The following is a 13,023-nucleotide window of genomic DNA, read 5'->3' as shown; positions in this document are numbered from 1 at the left end:
TTACTGGGCCACGATGTGATTGACGAGGCGACCCAGGCCGCTGATTTCGACTTCGACGCGGTCGCCTGGTACCACGTCTACGCGGTCCTCAGGGGTACCGGTGATGAGTACATCGCCAGCATGCAGGGTCATGAATTCGCTGATTTCTGCAATGAGCCGGGGAATGTCGCGAACGAAATTGGCCGTGTTGTTTTGCTGGCGAATGACACCATTGACGTACAGCTTGATGGCCAGACTGTGCGGGTCGGCGAGTTGTGCGCTCGGGACCAGTTCAGGCCCGATGACACAGAAACCATCACGACATTTTGCTTTGACGGCGGGGCGGTAGTAGCTGTCTTCCGGCAGGCTGAATTCATTGACGATGGTGTAACCGGCCACGTAATCGAGTGCCTCGGCCGGGCTGACTCGGCTGACTGTTTTGCCAATCACAACCCCCAATGCCGGCCCAGGTTGCAAACGTTCACCATTGCCTGGATGCACAACCTCGGCACCGTGCTGATTGCGCGTGTTGGGCGTCTTGATGAAAAGCACAGGTTTTATTGGCGGCTTCTGATAAGGCGGCTGTTCGAATTCGGCGAGGCGCTGCTTCAGCAGTCCCTGATAGTTCAGCGCGACACCGAAAAGGGTGCCGGTCGCGACGTCATGCAAGGCACGGCTCATGCTTTTCTCCTGGCAGAGCCATGAGGGCTCTGTGATTTTGTTAATGTGTTAACAGTTATAATTAATATGTTAACTATCGTCAAGCGTGGCAGACTCTCTGCACAGTGGTTGCCGTACCGAATTGGGTGCAGGATGAAAGCAACGGCAATGCCTGAATCAAAATACAAATGAGTAGCGTGCGATGACTGACCGTCAACCCATTCCGAACATCAACATTGGCCAGGTGTACGACCAGCGCTACAGCGACGCTGAAGTTCATTACGACAAGCTGGGTAACCTGGCGGGGTTCTTCGGTCGCAACATGCCGGTTCACCGGCATGACCGGTTCTTCCAGGTTCACTACGTGAAAAGCGGAACGGTGCGGGTGTACCTGGACGACCAGCAATACGTTGAGTCCGGGCCGATGTTCTTCCTGACACCCCCCACCGTCCCGCACTCCTTTGTGACCGAGGCCGACAGTGACGGGCACGTGTTGACGGTGCGTCAGCAATTGGTGTGGCAACTGATCGATGCCGACTCCAGTCTGGCGCCGGCCGGCGCGCAACTGCCGGCGGCGTGTGTCGCGCTGGCTCATCTGGGGCCGCATATGCGGGCGATGTCCGCCGACTGGAATACCTGTTCGAGGAACTGAGCGAAGAGGTAATGGCTGAGCGTTCCGGGCGTAGCGCTGCCTTGGAAAGCCTGACGCGATTGATCATGATCAGCCTGTTGCGGCTGTGTTCCCACTCGTTGAAAGCGACGCCTGCCAGGCACGAGGATCTGAAAATCTTCCATCGCTTCAATGAGCTGATTGAAGCTCACTACCAACAGCACTGGCCATTGTCCCGTTACGCTGAAGGCATTGGGGTGACAGAAGCACGACTCAACGATGTATGCCGACGGATCGCCGACCTGCCTTCCAAACGTTTGATCATGGAGCGTTTGATGCAAGAGGCCAAACGACTGCTGTTGTTTACGGGCAGCTCTGCCAACGAAATCTGCTACCAGCTCGGGTTCAAGGTCCGGCCTATTTCAGTCGTTTCTTCCAGCGCTACGCACAGCTCACTCCGGGGGAGTACCGCCAGCGTCAATCGGGTTTGCGTTGAACGGGGCATAGGTATTCTTGCTTTGGTCTTGTTGATCTTGTACGGATCATCATGGCCACCGCAGCGGTTCGACAGAATGGCTTTTACGGGGAACGGATTGTACTTTTCACAGAAGCACCGCTGCTGGGCGATGTTCAACTGAAGGCACGTTGTAAAAGCGCTAACAAGAGAATAAACGAGCGTTGGTCCGCAGCTTGCACCCGTTGGCTGGCGACACTAAGCTGCCGACTCGCCCATTCAAGTAGTTCCGTTATGGCTAACCCCAGACCTTCACTGACACTGACCTTGCTGCAAGCTCGCGAAGCCGCAATGGCTTTCTTCCGTCCAGCACTGAACAAGCATGACCTGACCGAGCAACAGTGGCGGGTCATTCGGATACTGCGCCAGCAGGGCGAACTTGAAAGCCATCAACTTGCACATCAGGCCTGCATTCTAAAGCCGAGCATGACAGGCGTTTTAAGTCGTCTGGAGCGCGATGGTCTCGTACGTCGGCAGAAGTCCAGCCAGGATCAACGGCGCGTTTTTGTTGCGCTCACAGAGCGCGGCCAGCAATGCTTCGTCTCCATGAGCGAAGGCATGGAAAGCAACTACCTCAGAATCCAGGAACAGTTTGGCGTGGAAAAAATGGAGCAGCTGCTGGCGTTGCTCAATGACCTGAAAAATATCAAGCCTTGACGGCGGACTGATCACGCGAGGGGGTGATAGTAAGTTAACATGTGAATATTATTTGCCTCTGACGGGTCCTCTGTCGTGAATCACCCCCAATCACCCACGTCGTCTCGCTGGCCGTACTCCATTCGGGCGCTGCGCCATCGCAACTTTCGCCTTTACTTCATCGGCCATGCGATTTCCACACTGGGCACTTGGGTACAGATGGTGGCGCTGTCCTGGCTTATCTACCGTCTAACAGACTCTGCGGCACTCTTGGGTATCACGACATGTGCCAGTTTGTTGCCACAGTTGCTTGTCGGCCCAATCGCCGGGGCATGGATTGATCGCCATGATAAACGCCGGCTACTGTTGTTCACTCAGACCCTGCTGGGTATCCAGGCACTGCTATTGGCACTGCTGACCTACAGTGGCCACATTGGCGCCAACCTGATCGTGATCATGTCATTCGCACTCGGTGTGCTGAACGCCGTGGACACGCCGCTTCGCCAATCGCTGCTGAGCCGGTTTGTCGACAATGTCGAAGACCTGCCGAATGCCCTGGCGCTGAATGCCACCCTATTTACCTGTTCTCGCTTTGTCGGCCCGCCTCTGGCCGGGTTACTGATCGGCATGGTCGGCGAGGCTGTTTGCTTTGCGTTGAATGCGATGTCTTACGTTGCACTCATCTTCGGCCTGCTGGCCGTTCGTATGAGCGCGGGCGTGCGCGCCAACGGCAGCATGAGCAATGTCTTTCGCGAAGGCCTGGCCTACGCCTTTCAAGCGCCCTCGGTACGCGGCCTGATCCTGGGTGTACTGGTCGTGAACGTCAGCGCCTCCAGCGACGCCGTATTGTTGCCGGTGTTCGCCCGCGACATCTTTTCCGGTGATGCCAGGACGCTGGGCTGGCTCTGGGGGGCCGCAGGATTCGGCTCACTGCTCTCGACTCTGCTACTCGCCGGCCGCCAATCCGCCGAGCAACTGCAGCGTTTGATCATCGCCACAGCCACAATCAGCGCCATCGCCTTAATGGTGTTTGCGGCCAGTACGCACTTGGCGCTTTCGTTGGCCGCAATGGCCGTATTGGGTTTTGGAGTAACGATCAACAATGTCGGCACCAATATCCTGCTGCAGAGCCAAGCCCCGGAAGTTCTGCGTGGCCGGATAGTGTCGATCTACACCTCGACACGCTTTGGCTTCGACGCGATTGGAGGCCTGATCGCCGGCCTGTTAGCCGCAAGGATCGGTGGCCCCTGGGCGATGCAGATATCCGGGGCCTTACTGCTCGTTTACTGTGCGTGGCAATGGATTTCGCAGCGGGTAGACGCAGGCGTTAGCGCTCACGCGTGGTCTCTTTATTGAATCGGCTGAAATCTTGTTCTCGACGATTAAGAAAAAGTCGTGGCCGCGTCCGATAAGTTCTGTATGTGTGAGCTAAATCCATAAATGGACATGTAAAATCTATACAAATCAGTAGCTTATTTTTTTTGTCCATTGTCCATTTTTCTAAAATCGATGAACATGTCGGCTACATCCACCCCTCACACAAAGCCCGCAATTCCATAACCCTCAGTCCCCAAGCGCCCCGCACGACTCCTCCAGTTAGCCCTCCAGGCACCCCGTCGGGTTCCCCAGCACGGCGTATTAAAGATAGTATTGTGCCATTACCTATGGATACTTAGATGCCAGCCACCCCCGCCTAAGGGGAGAGTAGGGCGGTAGGAATTCGGCATGGATCAGCTACGCCACAGAAACGCAGACAGACGACCATCATATCCCGAGGCGGCTACTTGGGAGTCTTAGCCGTGAATGCGATTAGAAGAGCACCCGCTTGAAAGCCTGAAAGCCCAATAACTCAAGAACCCAGACGAATCCCCAGACGAACAATATGCCGACAACTAAGGAACTCATGCATGAGTGAGCAGGAGCAGGAAAAGGGCCAGGAACAGAAGCAGGAATATGCTTTTCATCCTGCCGATCTAGTCGAATACGCGATGGACAAACCCATCGGCGCAGCCCGCGCGGCGCTGGGAATTGGACTGGAAGAAGCTGACGTTGACCCTGAAATTATTATTGCCGAACTGATGGGGAATATGGAGTTGAATCAGCGTTTCCTGAAGAAGCTCACGGGCGCCTTGCGGAAGAATCCAAATAAAATCCTTGGTGAGATGCCAGATCGTATCCAGACTCTACAGGTGGAGCGCGACCTCGGATTATGATATGGGCTAATTACAACTCAGCAAGCAAAGCACCTTGTCGCAGAGGAGTAGCTAATGTCTTTTGGTGAAAATGCCATTAAGCTCCCTCCACCCCCGGAATTCGAGCTCACAGCACTGGATGTAGAAAAAGGTGAAACAATTCATCCCCTTGATCGCCTGCAGATCATGTCTCCGGATACTTGGGAAATCTTTACGCTGGAGTTCGTCTCTTACTTAGGTAAAGACTACGAATCGGTCACTCGCTGTGCTGGTGCGGGAGACAAGGGGCGCGATGTCATCGCGCGGCATGCGACGGAGTGGGACAATTACCAATGCAAGCACTACAAAGATAAACTGAGCGTAGCAAACGTAGTTGGGGAGCTGGGTAAGCTGGTTTACTACACGTGGAGGGAGGATTACACCCTGCCGCGTGAGTACCGCTTTGTTTCCCCGAAAGGCTGCAGCTCTGATTGCATCGATATGCTGTCCAAGAAGTCTCGCATCAAGGCTGAGATCATTAAGCGTTGGGATAAGGTATGTAAGGATAAGATTACGAAGACGGAATCCATTCCTCTTGAGGGTGGTCTGTTGGATTATATAAATACCCTTGATTTTTCATTTGTTGATGAAATGTCTTCACAGGAGTTAATTGATAGGCACGCCCTGACGCCATATCACACGACGCGGTTTGGAAGCTATCACCTTAAGCGACCGCAGGTTCGGAAGCCTGAGCCCAGCGCTGTTGGTGATAATGAGAAAATTTATATTGATGCGCTTTTAGATGCGTTCTCTGATGCCGATGGTGGAGAGTATTCATTCAGTAACGTCATGGACTCTGAGTATAAGGAAGATCTTGAGCGAGCTCGGATTAACTTTTTCAGCGCTGAGTCACTGGAGATATTTTCGCGCGATGCTTTTCCTACAGGATGCTATGAAAGCCTCAAAGGTGAGTGCCACGAAGGCTTGCACAGCGTGGTGCGTAAGAAATTCGATGATGGGTATCAACGTTTTCTCGAAGTAAGCACGCAGTCCGTTAATATTCCATATGACTCTCATCCACTTCGGCATTTCTTGCAGACCTCCGATCGAAAGGGGCTATGTCATCAACTGGTGAATGACCTAAAGTTTAAATGGATTAAGAAATAGATGACGAGCTCAAAGGATTTGTACAACAGCCCTGTGGAAGTTGGTGCGCGCATTGTTCTGTTGCTTGCAGGCTTAGCCCGGCAGCTTGATCTCGACGAACTTATCTTTTTTGACTATGCCTCTATTTATAGTGGTGACTTTCAAGGGGATGCAAGCCTGCATCCAGTCCTTTTGAATCGACTTGCCGAACTTGTGCGTAGGCGAGAAATTTTCCCAAGCGCCATAAAACTATTTACCGCTAAAGGTTTGATTACTTCCCAAGTTGATGAGAAAGGTGTTCGATACTCTATCACGAGTGCGGGTAGTGTGTTTGCCGCCAAGTTGAGTACTGAATACCATGTGGATTTCAGAAGACGTGTTTCTTGGGTCGAGGCTAATGTTGATTTTCTCGCCGCTCAACGCCGCACTATTTATAAAATTGACAGGGTGGTCTGATGTATATTGAAAGCGTTGTCGTGAGTGGCCCTGACCGTGCAGACGCCGCTGTTTATTTTGAGAAGGGTGCGAACGTTGTTCAAGGCGGCTCCAACACTGGTAAGTCCTACATTGTTCAGTGCGTGAAGTTTGCCCTTGGTGCAAATACGCCTCCAAAGCCTATCAACGAGTCGCAGGGCTACACCACTCTCAACGTTAAGTTTGTGCATGATGATGGGCGTTCCTTCACCATTGAGAGGCACCTTTCAGAAAGCTCTAAGCCTACCCTTTACGATGAGGATGGGAAGGTTCAAACCCTGGGGGTGAAACATAACCCTACAAAGATGAATTCGATCTCCAATCAATTTCTGGATAGGTTGGGGTTGAATGGAAAGCTGTTGTTGAAAGGTACAGCCTCTCTCAATAACGCTTCGTTCTCTCTTCGTGATTTCGAAAAAGTATTTTTGATGGATGAAACGCGAATCGTGGCTGAGTACTCTCCACTGGGTACGGGTCAGAAAGATGAGCGCACTATGGAGACATCCATTCTGAAGCTGTTGCTGACGGGGAAAGACGACACCGGGGTTAAACAGGCTAAAAAGGAGTTGGCGTCAAAAGGGGCATTGAGGCACAGGGCAGCTGCTGTCGAAGACATTATCAAGCAATTCTATCCAGGTGACGACGCGGCTGAGGCGCTTGAACTCCAGAAGCTAAGTTCTTTTACGACCCAAGTTAAGCTTCGGCTGAAGGTGGCAGAAACTGAGCTGGAAGGCGCTTTTCATTCGAGTGAAGGGCTATTCACCCAAAAGGCCAGCCATATCTCCGAACTGGAAGTGGTCGAAGGAAAAATTGCTGAAGATAGGGCCCTACTGGGGCGGTTTGGCATGCTTGGCCAGAAATATGAATCAGACCGCCAGCGTCTACAGGGAATTGAGCAAGCGGCAGTCTTACTCGACGAGTCAGACGCGGTGCTTTGTCCAACCTGTGGCAATCATTTCGACTCCGAATCATGCACAACCGATGTCGATGACATCAAGAAGGGGGTTTCCTTCGAGCTGGAGCGAATTTCGAAAAACCTCCATGAGCTTGGGGAGGCACAGGGATCCCTGGCGGCAGCGATTGAACGGAATACTTCCACCGCTGAGACTACCAAAACGTCCATCGCAGTACTGGAGAAGTTGATCTCCACAGAGATTCAGAGCTCAGTGCAGCTGGTGAGCGATCTGAAGGAGCTAGCCTCATGCCTCAACCAGGATCACTCGGCGCTGGATAAGTACGTTACGAATAAGGCCAAGCTAAGAGGGGAGCTGAAAAAGCTGGGTGTATTGCTGCTTGAGGAGCAAAACAAATACACCCCTGAAAGCTTTGAGGAGTCTGCCAAGCCTTTGGTTAAAGAGATTCAGGATATCTTGCAGCGCTGGAGTTTCCCGAATCACGCCCCGGTGGAATTCAACTTCAAAGCACGGGACATCTCCATTGGTGGGAGTGCGAGAGGCAATTTTGGCAAGGGGTATCGAGCCATCGCGTCTTCTGCATTTGCTCTAGGGCTGATGAATCTACTAAAACTCTCTGGGCGCCACCCTGGCTTTGTGGTGCTTGATTCGCCACTGACGACATACAAAGAAGGGGATCCGGAGCCTGAAGAAGATGATGAGGAGGTGGCAGCGGACGTGATTTATGCGTTCTATCAGGATATTGCCGACAACTTCAAAGATTCTCAAGTGATTGTATTTGAGAACAAGGAGCCTGATATGGCGCTCATCCCTCATTTGAATTATCAGCACTTCACGAAAAGCAGAAAGAGTGGGAGATACGGCTTCTTCCCACTACGAGGCTGATCCGACTGTATAGTTTGTCGGTCACCCTTACATGGCGCGGTGATCGACTTACTAGCTTTCGGCTCTCGGTAAACACGAATGATTGGTTTGGGTGAAGGTACAGGCCAAAGCTTAAACCTTCCCGATCAGCGTCATGGGAGCCCTGAGTCTTGAGTCCCGAGTCATGGAGTCGTGGAGAGCTAATAACGCCCAAATATTAACTCGTGGGCTTGGCTTGGGCTATCCCCGTGCAGGTCAGCTAAAAAGTCAGTTTGCATGGCGGGCTGTTGAGGTCTTCTCCACAGCCCTGAGCGCATGAAATGATCAGTCGAGAAATTCTACGGTTGCATGCACGAATTGCTGGCCGTCCTCATTCCTCCAGAAGGTATGACTGCATTGCTTACACTGATGCTGAGTCATCGGTGGGTCAATTCTTTGCTGCTTGGTTTCGAGGTCATGACCATGGCATACGCTACAGAATAATTCCCAATCTAACCTGGCTGTTGCCCACTGAGATAAATTGATTTTGACGAGAGGGAGGGAGGCCTCGATGAGTGAGGCAAAGACCTGCGCCCATGCCTCGAACCGCGCCTGTTGGAATGTATGACCTTCCCACTCGCCTCGATCCAGGCCGGTGTTGTTCAGTTTCTCTTCGCTACCATGGATATACCCATTGAGCAGGTTGTAGGCATCGGAGATGGTAGTTTCCAGCTCTGTCGAAATGATCCCATCTTTTTTCAGGCGCGATAAAACTCCGTCCTTGCCACGTATCGAAGGCGCTTGGTACTCGTTAGATTTCCATTTCTTGAACAGCTCGGGCCGTCTGCAAAAATGGATTGGTAAAATGACGCTTTCGATGAATCCGCGCAGCACTTGCATGGACTGACGGTAGTACAGCGCGCCCGCCAGCTGTACAGAGCACATCAGATCAGACCGGGTTTCAAGCATGTGTGAAAGAGAAAAATATCCTGCTTCGGACAAGACGTTTCCGATGGTCTCTTGCCAAGCTATCAATGTCTTGGCTAACCGTCCGAACACAGGGTCATGCTCAAAGTCGACCATCACGGGTGCTTGGGTTCGTGCACCAGGCGCCGGCATTGAATGACTTGCGATCTCTGCAAAGTGGTCTGCCAAAGCCAGGGCTTGTTTGATCGCTCCCTCCAGCCTTTCATCTGCCTGATCTTCATAACCCGTACCTTCAAGTAGTTTGTGAATGAAGGTATGCAGGTCGTTTCCTGACGCCCAGGCTGATATGGCCTCCGGAACGAATGGCAATATTGAGAGCGCGTTTTGCGGGAAGATTTCCTCTGGGCTCGCGTCAGTAGGGAAGGTACCTTCAAAAACACTGTCCATGAATTTCGATTTCCTTGGTAGATTTTGAAAATGTGAGCCTTCGGGGGGGCGAGGGTGAGCATCCCAGCGTCTCGCTGAAATTCTATCGTGATGATCAGGTCTTCCACATGGTGCCATCTGTGGATTTGGAGGAGCAATATGAATCCAGGAAGAGGCCGGAAGCATCGGCGTTGATCAATTACTTCGCGGAAAGTTTTTCAGCGCTCAGGCTAAGCGATCTTCGGCTTATGGGATCAGTGAATCACGGTGCCGGCAGCAATGAGTAACGTTCAAACAGCGAGCGATAGAATATTATCAGAACCTCCTCGGCATTAGGCTGCTGAAGCTCGTGAACACCGAAGCGATAGACCTCATACCCCACCAGCCTTAGAGCCCTGTCAGCTGCCATCATCTCGGCGTAGAGGCGGGGACTTGAGCGTCCGGTTGCATCGCAATAGTGGTGTTTGCCATCAATCTCGATTACAACCCGCACCCCGCCGGGCAATAGTAGAAGGAAGTCCATGCGCGACCTGAGCAATGCCTCCTTGCCGCGCCGTGAGACCGTCAGGGGATCCCAGTGAAACCAGACCTCGGGCAGTAAGACTGGAAGTTCAGGAATGTGTGTCGTGAAGGCCTTGAAAAAGCTGCTGAAGGCTAGCGCTTGAGGGGGCGATGATTTAGGCAAGCAGGCCTCCAGGCGCCGATATAGGCGATTTTTGGCTTGGCCTTCCTCGATGTCATAGGTTTGGGCATACCAAGCCTGTAGGTCACGCCACAAGAGGCCGGTGCTTCCGATAGGTCGGTCATAGATCAGGATATCCGTCGGGTCGGACATCACCTCTATATCGTTGTCCAAGGCGTTGCCGAGTCGCAGATCTGGCTTCGTGGTGGAGGCGAAGATCAGGTTCTTGGGGGCGGACTGCTTGGCTGATCCTACGTAAGCCAAGGAGGCCGTCAGGAAGGCATCGTCCCCCACCCCGACGACAATGTGGACTCCACACGTTTTGAGGGTATCGTTGACGATCTCAATGAATTTTCGCTGAGCGGGTTCGCTGGGCAATACCCGGGAGGAAGCCAAGGCTTCGACGAATCGGCCAAATCGGGCATGCGAGGACTGAAACGCTCCGAGCTTGTCGAAGATCGTCACCGCATCCCAATCGGGATTTTCGATGTAGTGGCGGACAATTTCTTGGCGAAGTGTCGGGGTCGGTCGCAGCAAATTCACAAACGACATCGTGTCGATTTGCCAGAACTCACCGAGCACGTGTTCAAAAGCAGCCCTGTCTATGAAAAGCTCGATGGGGTTGAGCATTTCTGCCAGCTCTCTTCGGTAACGACCGGGGATGACAGGCGCTGTTCCATCGTCCCACACCAGCTCTTGAAGCTGGTCTCGCTCATGAGCCGCAAAGCCGATCAGTTCCAAGGCTGTCTGAGCGGCAGCCAACATTTGAGCATCACTCGAAGCTTCTACTGCTTTCTCAAGGTGTTGCCTTTTGGAGCTGTACTCAGTGCAATCATCCAGCCCTAGCCTGAAAAGCAATTCAGGGATCCGTGTATCCGTGTAGTGGTCTTTCTGGTTGCCCAAGATCTGACTGAAGGTATCTCGCAGGCTGGTGAGGTTTTGCTGGGTTCGAGGCATGCGCAGGGGGGGCTCCGATGTCGTTGAACGGATCGTGGTCACCCTAGTTCGATATTCGGCCCGTAGGTCAGAATATCTACCAGGCGCAGCGCTTTTCGAGCATCCGTCTTTAGGTTGGCGAATTCAGGGGCTCGCAGGGCAGTGATGAGCATTGAGCGGTCGCTGGCATCGGTCGCTGCTATGAGCAACTGGCGAGTCCAGTATTTCTTAGAATCTGGATTCTCGGACGCATACACCGCAGGAAAAGCCTGGCCGGCAGTGAATTCGCCGGCATATAACGCGGCTAGTGGCGGCATTGCTTTCAAAGAGGCTTCACGAACAGTGCCTTCGTTGCGCTCCATCGAGTCGGGGATGCTTTCTCGTGCGGTTTCAGTCGCAGCAGATTGTGTGACGGTAAAGGTCGCAATTTCAGTAGCTGGCGGAAGTGTGCGCTCCTGTCTTTTGGCCTCAAGGGCTCTGATGGCTGCGGTACAGCGTTCTTTGAACTGTCCCTGAGCCGATACCGCCGAAGCCCTGCGAAGCTGGCCGATTAGCTGCCCGATGTCGTCGACCATCGATACCAAGAACCAGTATGGGCGCTCTGTTCCTTGCTGGCTCAATGCAGTAGCCACGAAAGGCCACACCTCTTGACCGGTGAGCGTTTGCCGATCCAGAGTCTCGCGTAGCTGCTCAGGGCCTTGGAGGCACAAATCGAGCAAGAAGGACTCTGGGGGCAGATCCAGAATACCTTGATCGAGCCGTCCATTTGCATTTCCCACGTCTGCGCCAAACTGCTCACGCGCGTGGCCAAAGGCTTGGCGCATGTCCTGCAAGGCGATAGGTAACGCATTTGGGTCGTTTGGCCGGACAACTACTGGTAGTGCTTGGCCCCCTGCATTCATGCGACGGAACCTCATTGGTGCCGCGCGTTCAAGTGTTTCCAAAAGCAAAGTGATGTCAGCAGGGCGTGGCGAGACTACGGAGCGGTCAAACGCTTCAAGCCACTCCGGTGCTTCTGGGGGGACTTCGGGGAGGATCAGGAACAAAGATCGTAAGGCGTTGACCCGCTCGGTAATTGCATCGGTGCTTTGGAATTTTTGAATGAGGTCATCAATCAATACAGTCTGGTCGATGACTTCATCTGGTGGTATCGGCAACCGATCCATATAGGCGCGGATACGAGTTGACCTGGCTAGGAGCTCAAGGAAACTGTGAACCTTCACGGCTTGTTTCAGTGTCACTGTGCGAGACAAACCAAGGCCAGCATGGAGCCCGGTCGCCCGGTAGGTGAAAAGCACAGAAAATCCTTCTGACGCCTGCAGGATCGAATCGCGTTGTTGAGCGGGGTCGGCTACGCCTGCGGTCAGGAAAGAGCTGGCAGGAATGGGCGCGCGGAGTAAATCCCTCATGTCCGACAAAATCTGTCGCGCGCTTTTGTACTGGGTGGAGGACGCAGCCAGAGCCTCATCGCCCCGAACCTGAACGATAATTGCAGCCAAAGCCTGCTCAGCGGCGGCTCCGATCAATCCAATCGCGGGGGAGTATCGAGCTACCTCAACTCTCAGGCTTCCCCGATTTGGAGTGCCCAGGCAATGCAGCGCCAAGGCCAAAGATTCTTGGCTCGCTTCCAAAAGACGTATTGCGCTGTTACTGAGGTATCTGGGCATCGCGAATCCTTGCACTGCTCAATTGGTGGCTCAGCGGAGGATGGCCTGGAGAGGTCACCGTCTCTGGCTAGATCAACGCGATCGTCACTGCTTACGACGAATCAGCTCCGATGGCATGCATGGCGTCCACTGTACAGTGGACGCCATCGCTCAGACCGAAAAATTGCCGTGGTGCACTGTCGAATCGATGTTGCCGGGGAACTATCAGGCAAACCCCCACACGGGTGAATTTATAGAGACCAAAGGGGGAAATCACAAAGGTCTGAAGGCCTGGAAAGTACAGTATGGTGCGGAAACTGTTGAGTCGTGGCTCAATTGATCCATCAGCCGCGCTAGGAGTTTTCAGCCTAACGAGACCAGGCAGCTCATGCTGCCTGTCCCAACGGACGCCACCGTCTGGCTCGCAGATCCGTAGCCCAGCAAGATTAGTGAGCCGTT

Annotated in this window: 10 protein-coding genes and 2 pseudogenes; 8 read left to right on the top strand and 4 right to left on the bottom strand. The window is 53.2% G+C overall.

The window, feature by feature from the left end; all coding sequences use genetic code 11:
• Positions 1-660 carry a fumarylacetoacetate hydrolase family protein gene (locus BLL36_RS28640; protein ID WP_076954949.1) on the bottom strand — a complete coding sequence of 220 codons (660 nt, stop codon included), beginning with the start codon at positions 658-660 and terminating at the stop codon, positions 1-3.
• A 181-nt stretch (positions 661-841) separates the two neighbouring features.
• On the opposite strand from BLL36_RS28640, the pseudogene hpaA reads away from it, so the two are divergent.
• From hpaA to BLL36_RS28605, 7 genes and pseudogenes are all read left to right on the top strand, one after another.
• Positions 842-1,745: pseudogene (hpaA, locus tag BLL36_RS28635) on the top strand (4-hydroxyphenylacetate catabolism regulatory protein HpaA).
• Between the two features lie 252 nt (positions 1,746-1,997).
• Entirely contained in the window at positions 1,998-2,420 is a 423-nt protein-coding gene (hpaR, locus tag BLL36_RS28630; RefSeq protein ID WP_076954948.1) for a homoprotocatechuate degradation operon regulator HpaR, read from the top strand.
• A 75-nt stretch (positions 2,421-2,495) separates the two neighbouring features.
• Positions 2,496-3,755 (top strand): MFS transporter, encoded by a 1,260-nt coding sequence (locus BLL36_RS28625; RefSeq protein WP_076954947.1) that lies wholly within the window; start codon positions 2,496-2,498, stop codon positions 3,753-3,755.
• A gap of 551 nt (positions 3,756-4,306) precedes the next feature.
• On the top strand, positions 4,307-4,612 hold the full coding sequence (locus BLL36_RS28620) for a hypothetical protein (RefSeq protein WP_076954946.1): 306 nt from the start codon (positions 4,307-4,309) through the stop codon (positions 4,610-4,612).
• Positions 4,613-4,666: 54 nt separating this feature from the next.
• A complete protein-coding gene (locus BLL36_RS28615; protein WP_076954945.1) occupies positions 4,667-5,737 on the top strand; it encodes an ABC-three component system protein in 1,071 nt (356 codons plus the stop codon).
• A complete protein-coding gene (locus tag BLL36_RS28610) occupies positions 5,738-6,172 on the top strand; it encodes an ABC-three component system middle component 2 (RefSeq protein ID WP_076954944.1) in 435 nt (144 codons plus the stop codon).
• Positions 6,172-7,989, top strand: a complete 1,818-nt coding sequence (locus BLL36_RS28605; RefSeq protein ID WP_076954943.1) for an ATP-binding protein — start codon at positions 6,172-6,174, stop codon at positions 7,987-7,989. Before BLL36_RS28610 ends, BLL36_RS28605 begins: the two co-directional genes overlap by 1 nt.
• A 303-nt stretch (positions 7,990-8,292) precedes the next feature.
• On the opposite strand, the gene BLL36_RS28600 is transcribed toward BLL36_RS28605, so the two are convergent.
• The 3 genes from BLL36_RS28600 to BLL36_RS28590 all read right to left on the bottom strand — a co-directional run bounded on the left by BLL36_RS28600 (position 8,293) and on the right by BLL36_RS28590 (position 12,585).
• The gene (locus BLL36_RS28600; protein WP_076954942.1) at positions 8,293-9,321 is read right to left on the bottom strand and encodes a hypothetical protein; all 1,029 of its coding nucleotides are present in this window, start codon (positions 9,319-9,321) and stop codon (positions 8,293-8,295) included.
• Positions 9,322-9,562: 241 nt separating this feature from the next.
• Positions 9,563-10,939 carry an AbiJ-related protein gene (locus BLL36_RS28595; protein ID WP_076954941.1) on the bottom strand — a complete coding sequence of 459 codons (1,377 nt, stop codon included), beginning with the start codon at positions 10,937-10,939 and terminating at the stop codon, positions 9,563-9,565.
• A 38-nt stretch (positions 10,940-10,977) separates the two neighbouring features.
• A complete protein-coding gene (locus BLL36_RS28590) occupies positions 10,978-12,585 on the bottom strand; it encodes a hypothetical protein (protein WP_076954940.1) in 1,608 nt (535 codons plus the stop codon).
• Positions 12,586-12,796: 211 nt separating this feature from the next.
• On the opposite strand from BLL36_RS28590, the pseudogene BLL36_RS28585 reads away from it, so the two are divergent.
• A pseudogene (locus BLL36_RS28585) lies at positions 12,797-12,904 on the top strand (transcriptional regulator); the annotation flags it as partial.
• Between the last annotated feature and the right edge of the window lie 119 nt (positions 12,905-13,023).

Origin of the sequence: Pseudomonas cedrina subsp. cedrina, assembly GCF_001983175.1 — a bacterium.
GTDB classification, from domain to species: Bacteria; Pseudomonadota; Gammaproteobacteria; order Pseudomonadales; family Pseudomonadaceae; genus Aquipseudomonas; species Aquipseudomonas cedrina.
The sequence above is the reverse complement of the archived record's forward strand: the minus strand, read 5'-3'. Positions and strand labels throughout refer to the sequence as shown.

What these genes read in the sequence shown, in the direction of transcription:
- BLL36_RS28620 (WP_076954946.1), top strand. Translation starts at nt 4,307, where the DNA reads ATGAGTGAGCAGGAGCAGGAAAAGGGCCAGGAACAGAAGCAGGAATAT.
- BLL36_RS28595 (WP_076954941.1), bottom strand. Translation starts at nt 10,939, where the DNA reads ATGCCTCGAACCCAGCAAAACCTCACCAGCCTGCGAGATACCTTCAGT.
- BLL36_RS28590 (WP_076954940.1), bottom strand. Translation starts at nt 12,585, where the DNA reads ATGCCCAGATACCTCAGTAACAGCGCAATACGTCTTTTGGAAGCGAGC.
- BLL36_RS28615 (WP_076954945.1), top strand. Translation starts at nt 4,667, where the DNA reads ATGTCTTTTGGTGAAAATGCCATTAAGCTCCCTCCACCCCCGGAATTC.
- BLL36_RS28600 (WP_076954942.1), bottom strand. Translation starts at nt 9,321, where the DNA reads ATGGACAGTGTTTTTGAAGGTACCTTCCCTACTGACGCGAGCCCAGAG.
- BLL36_RS28640 (WP_076954949.1), bottom strand. Translation starts at nt 660, where the DNA reads ATGAGCCGTGCCTTGCATGACGTCGCGACCGGCACCCTTTTCGGTGTC.
- BLL36_RS28610 (WP_076954944.1), top strand. Translation starts at nt 5,738, where the DNA reads ATGACGAGCTCAAAGGATTTGTACAACAGCCCTGTGGAAGTTGGTGCG.
- hpaR (WP_076954948.1), top strand. Translation starts at nt 1,998, where the DNA reads ATGGCTAACCCCAGACCTTCACTGACACTGACCTTGCTGCAAGCTCGC.
- BLL36_RS28605 (WP_076954943.1), top strand. Translation starts at nt 6,172, where the DNA reads ATGTATATTGAAAGCGTTGTCGTGAGTGGCCCTGACCGTGCAGACGCC.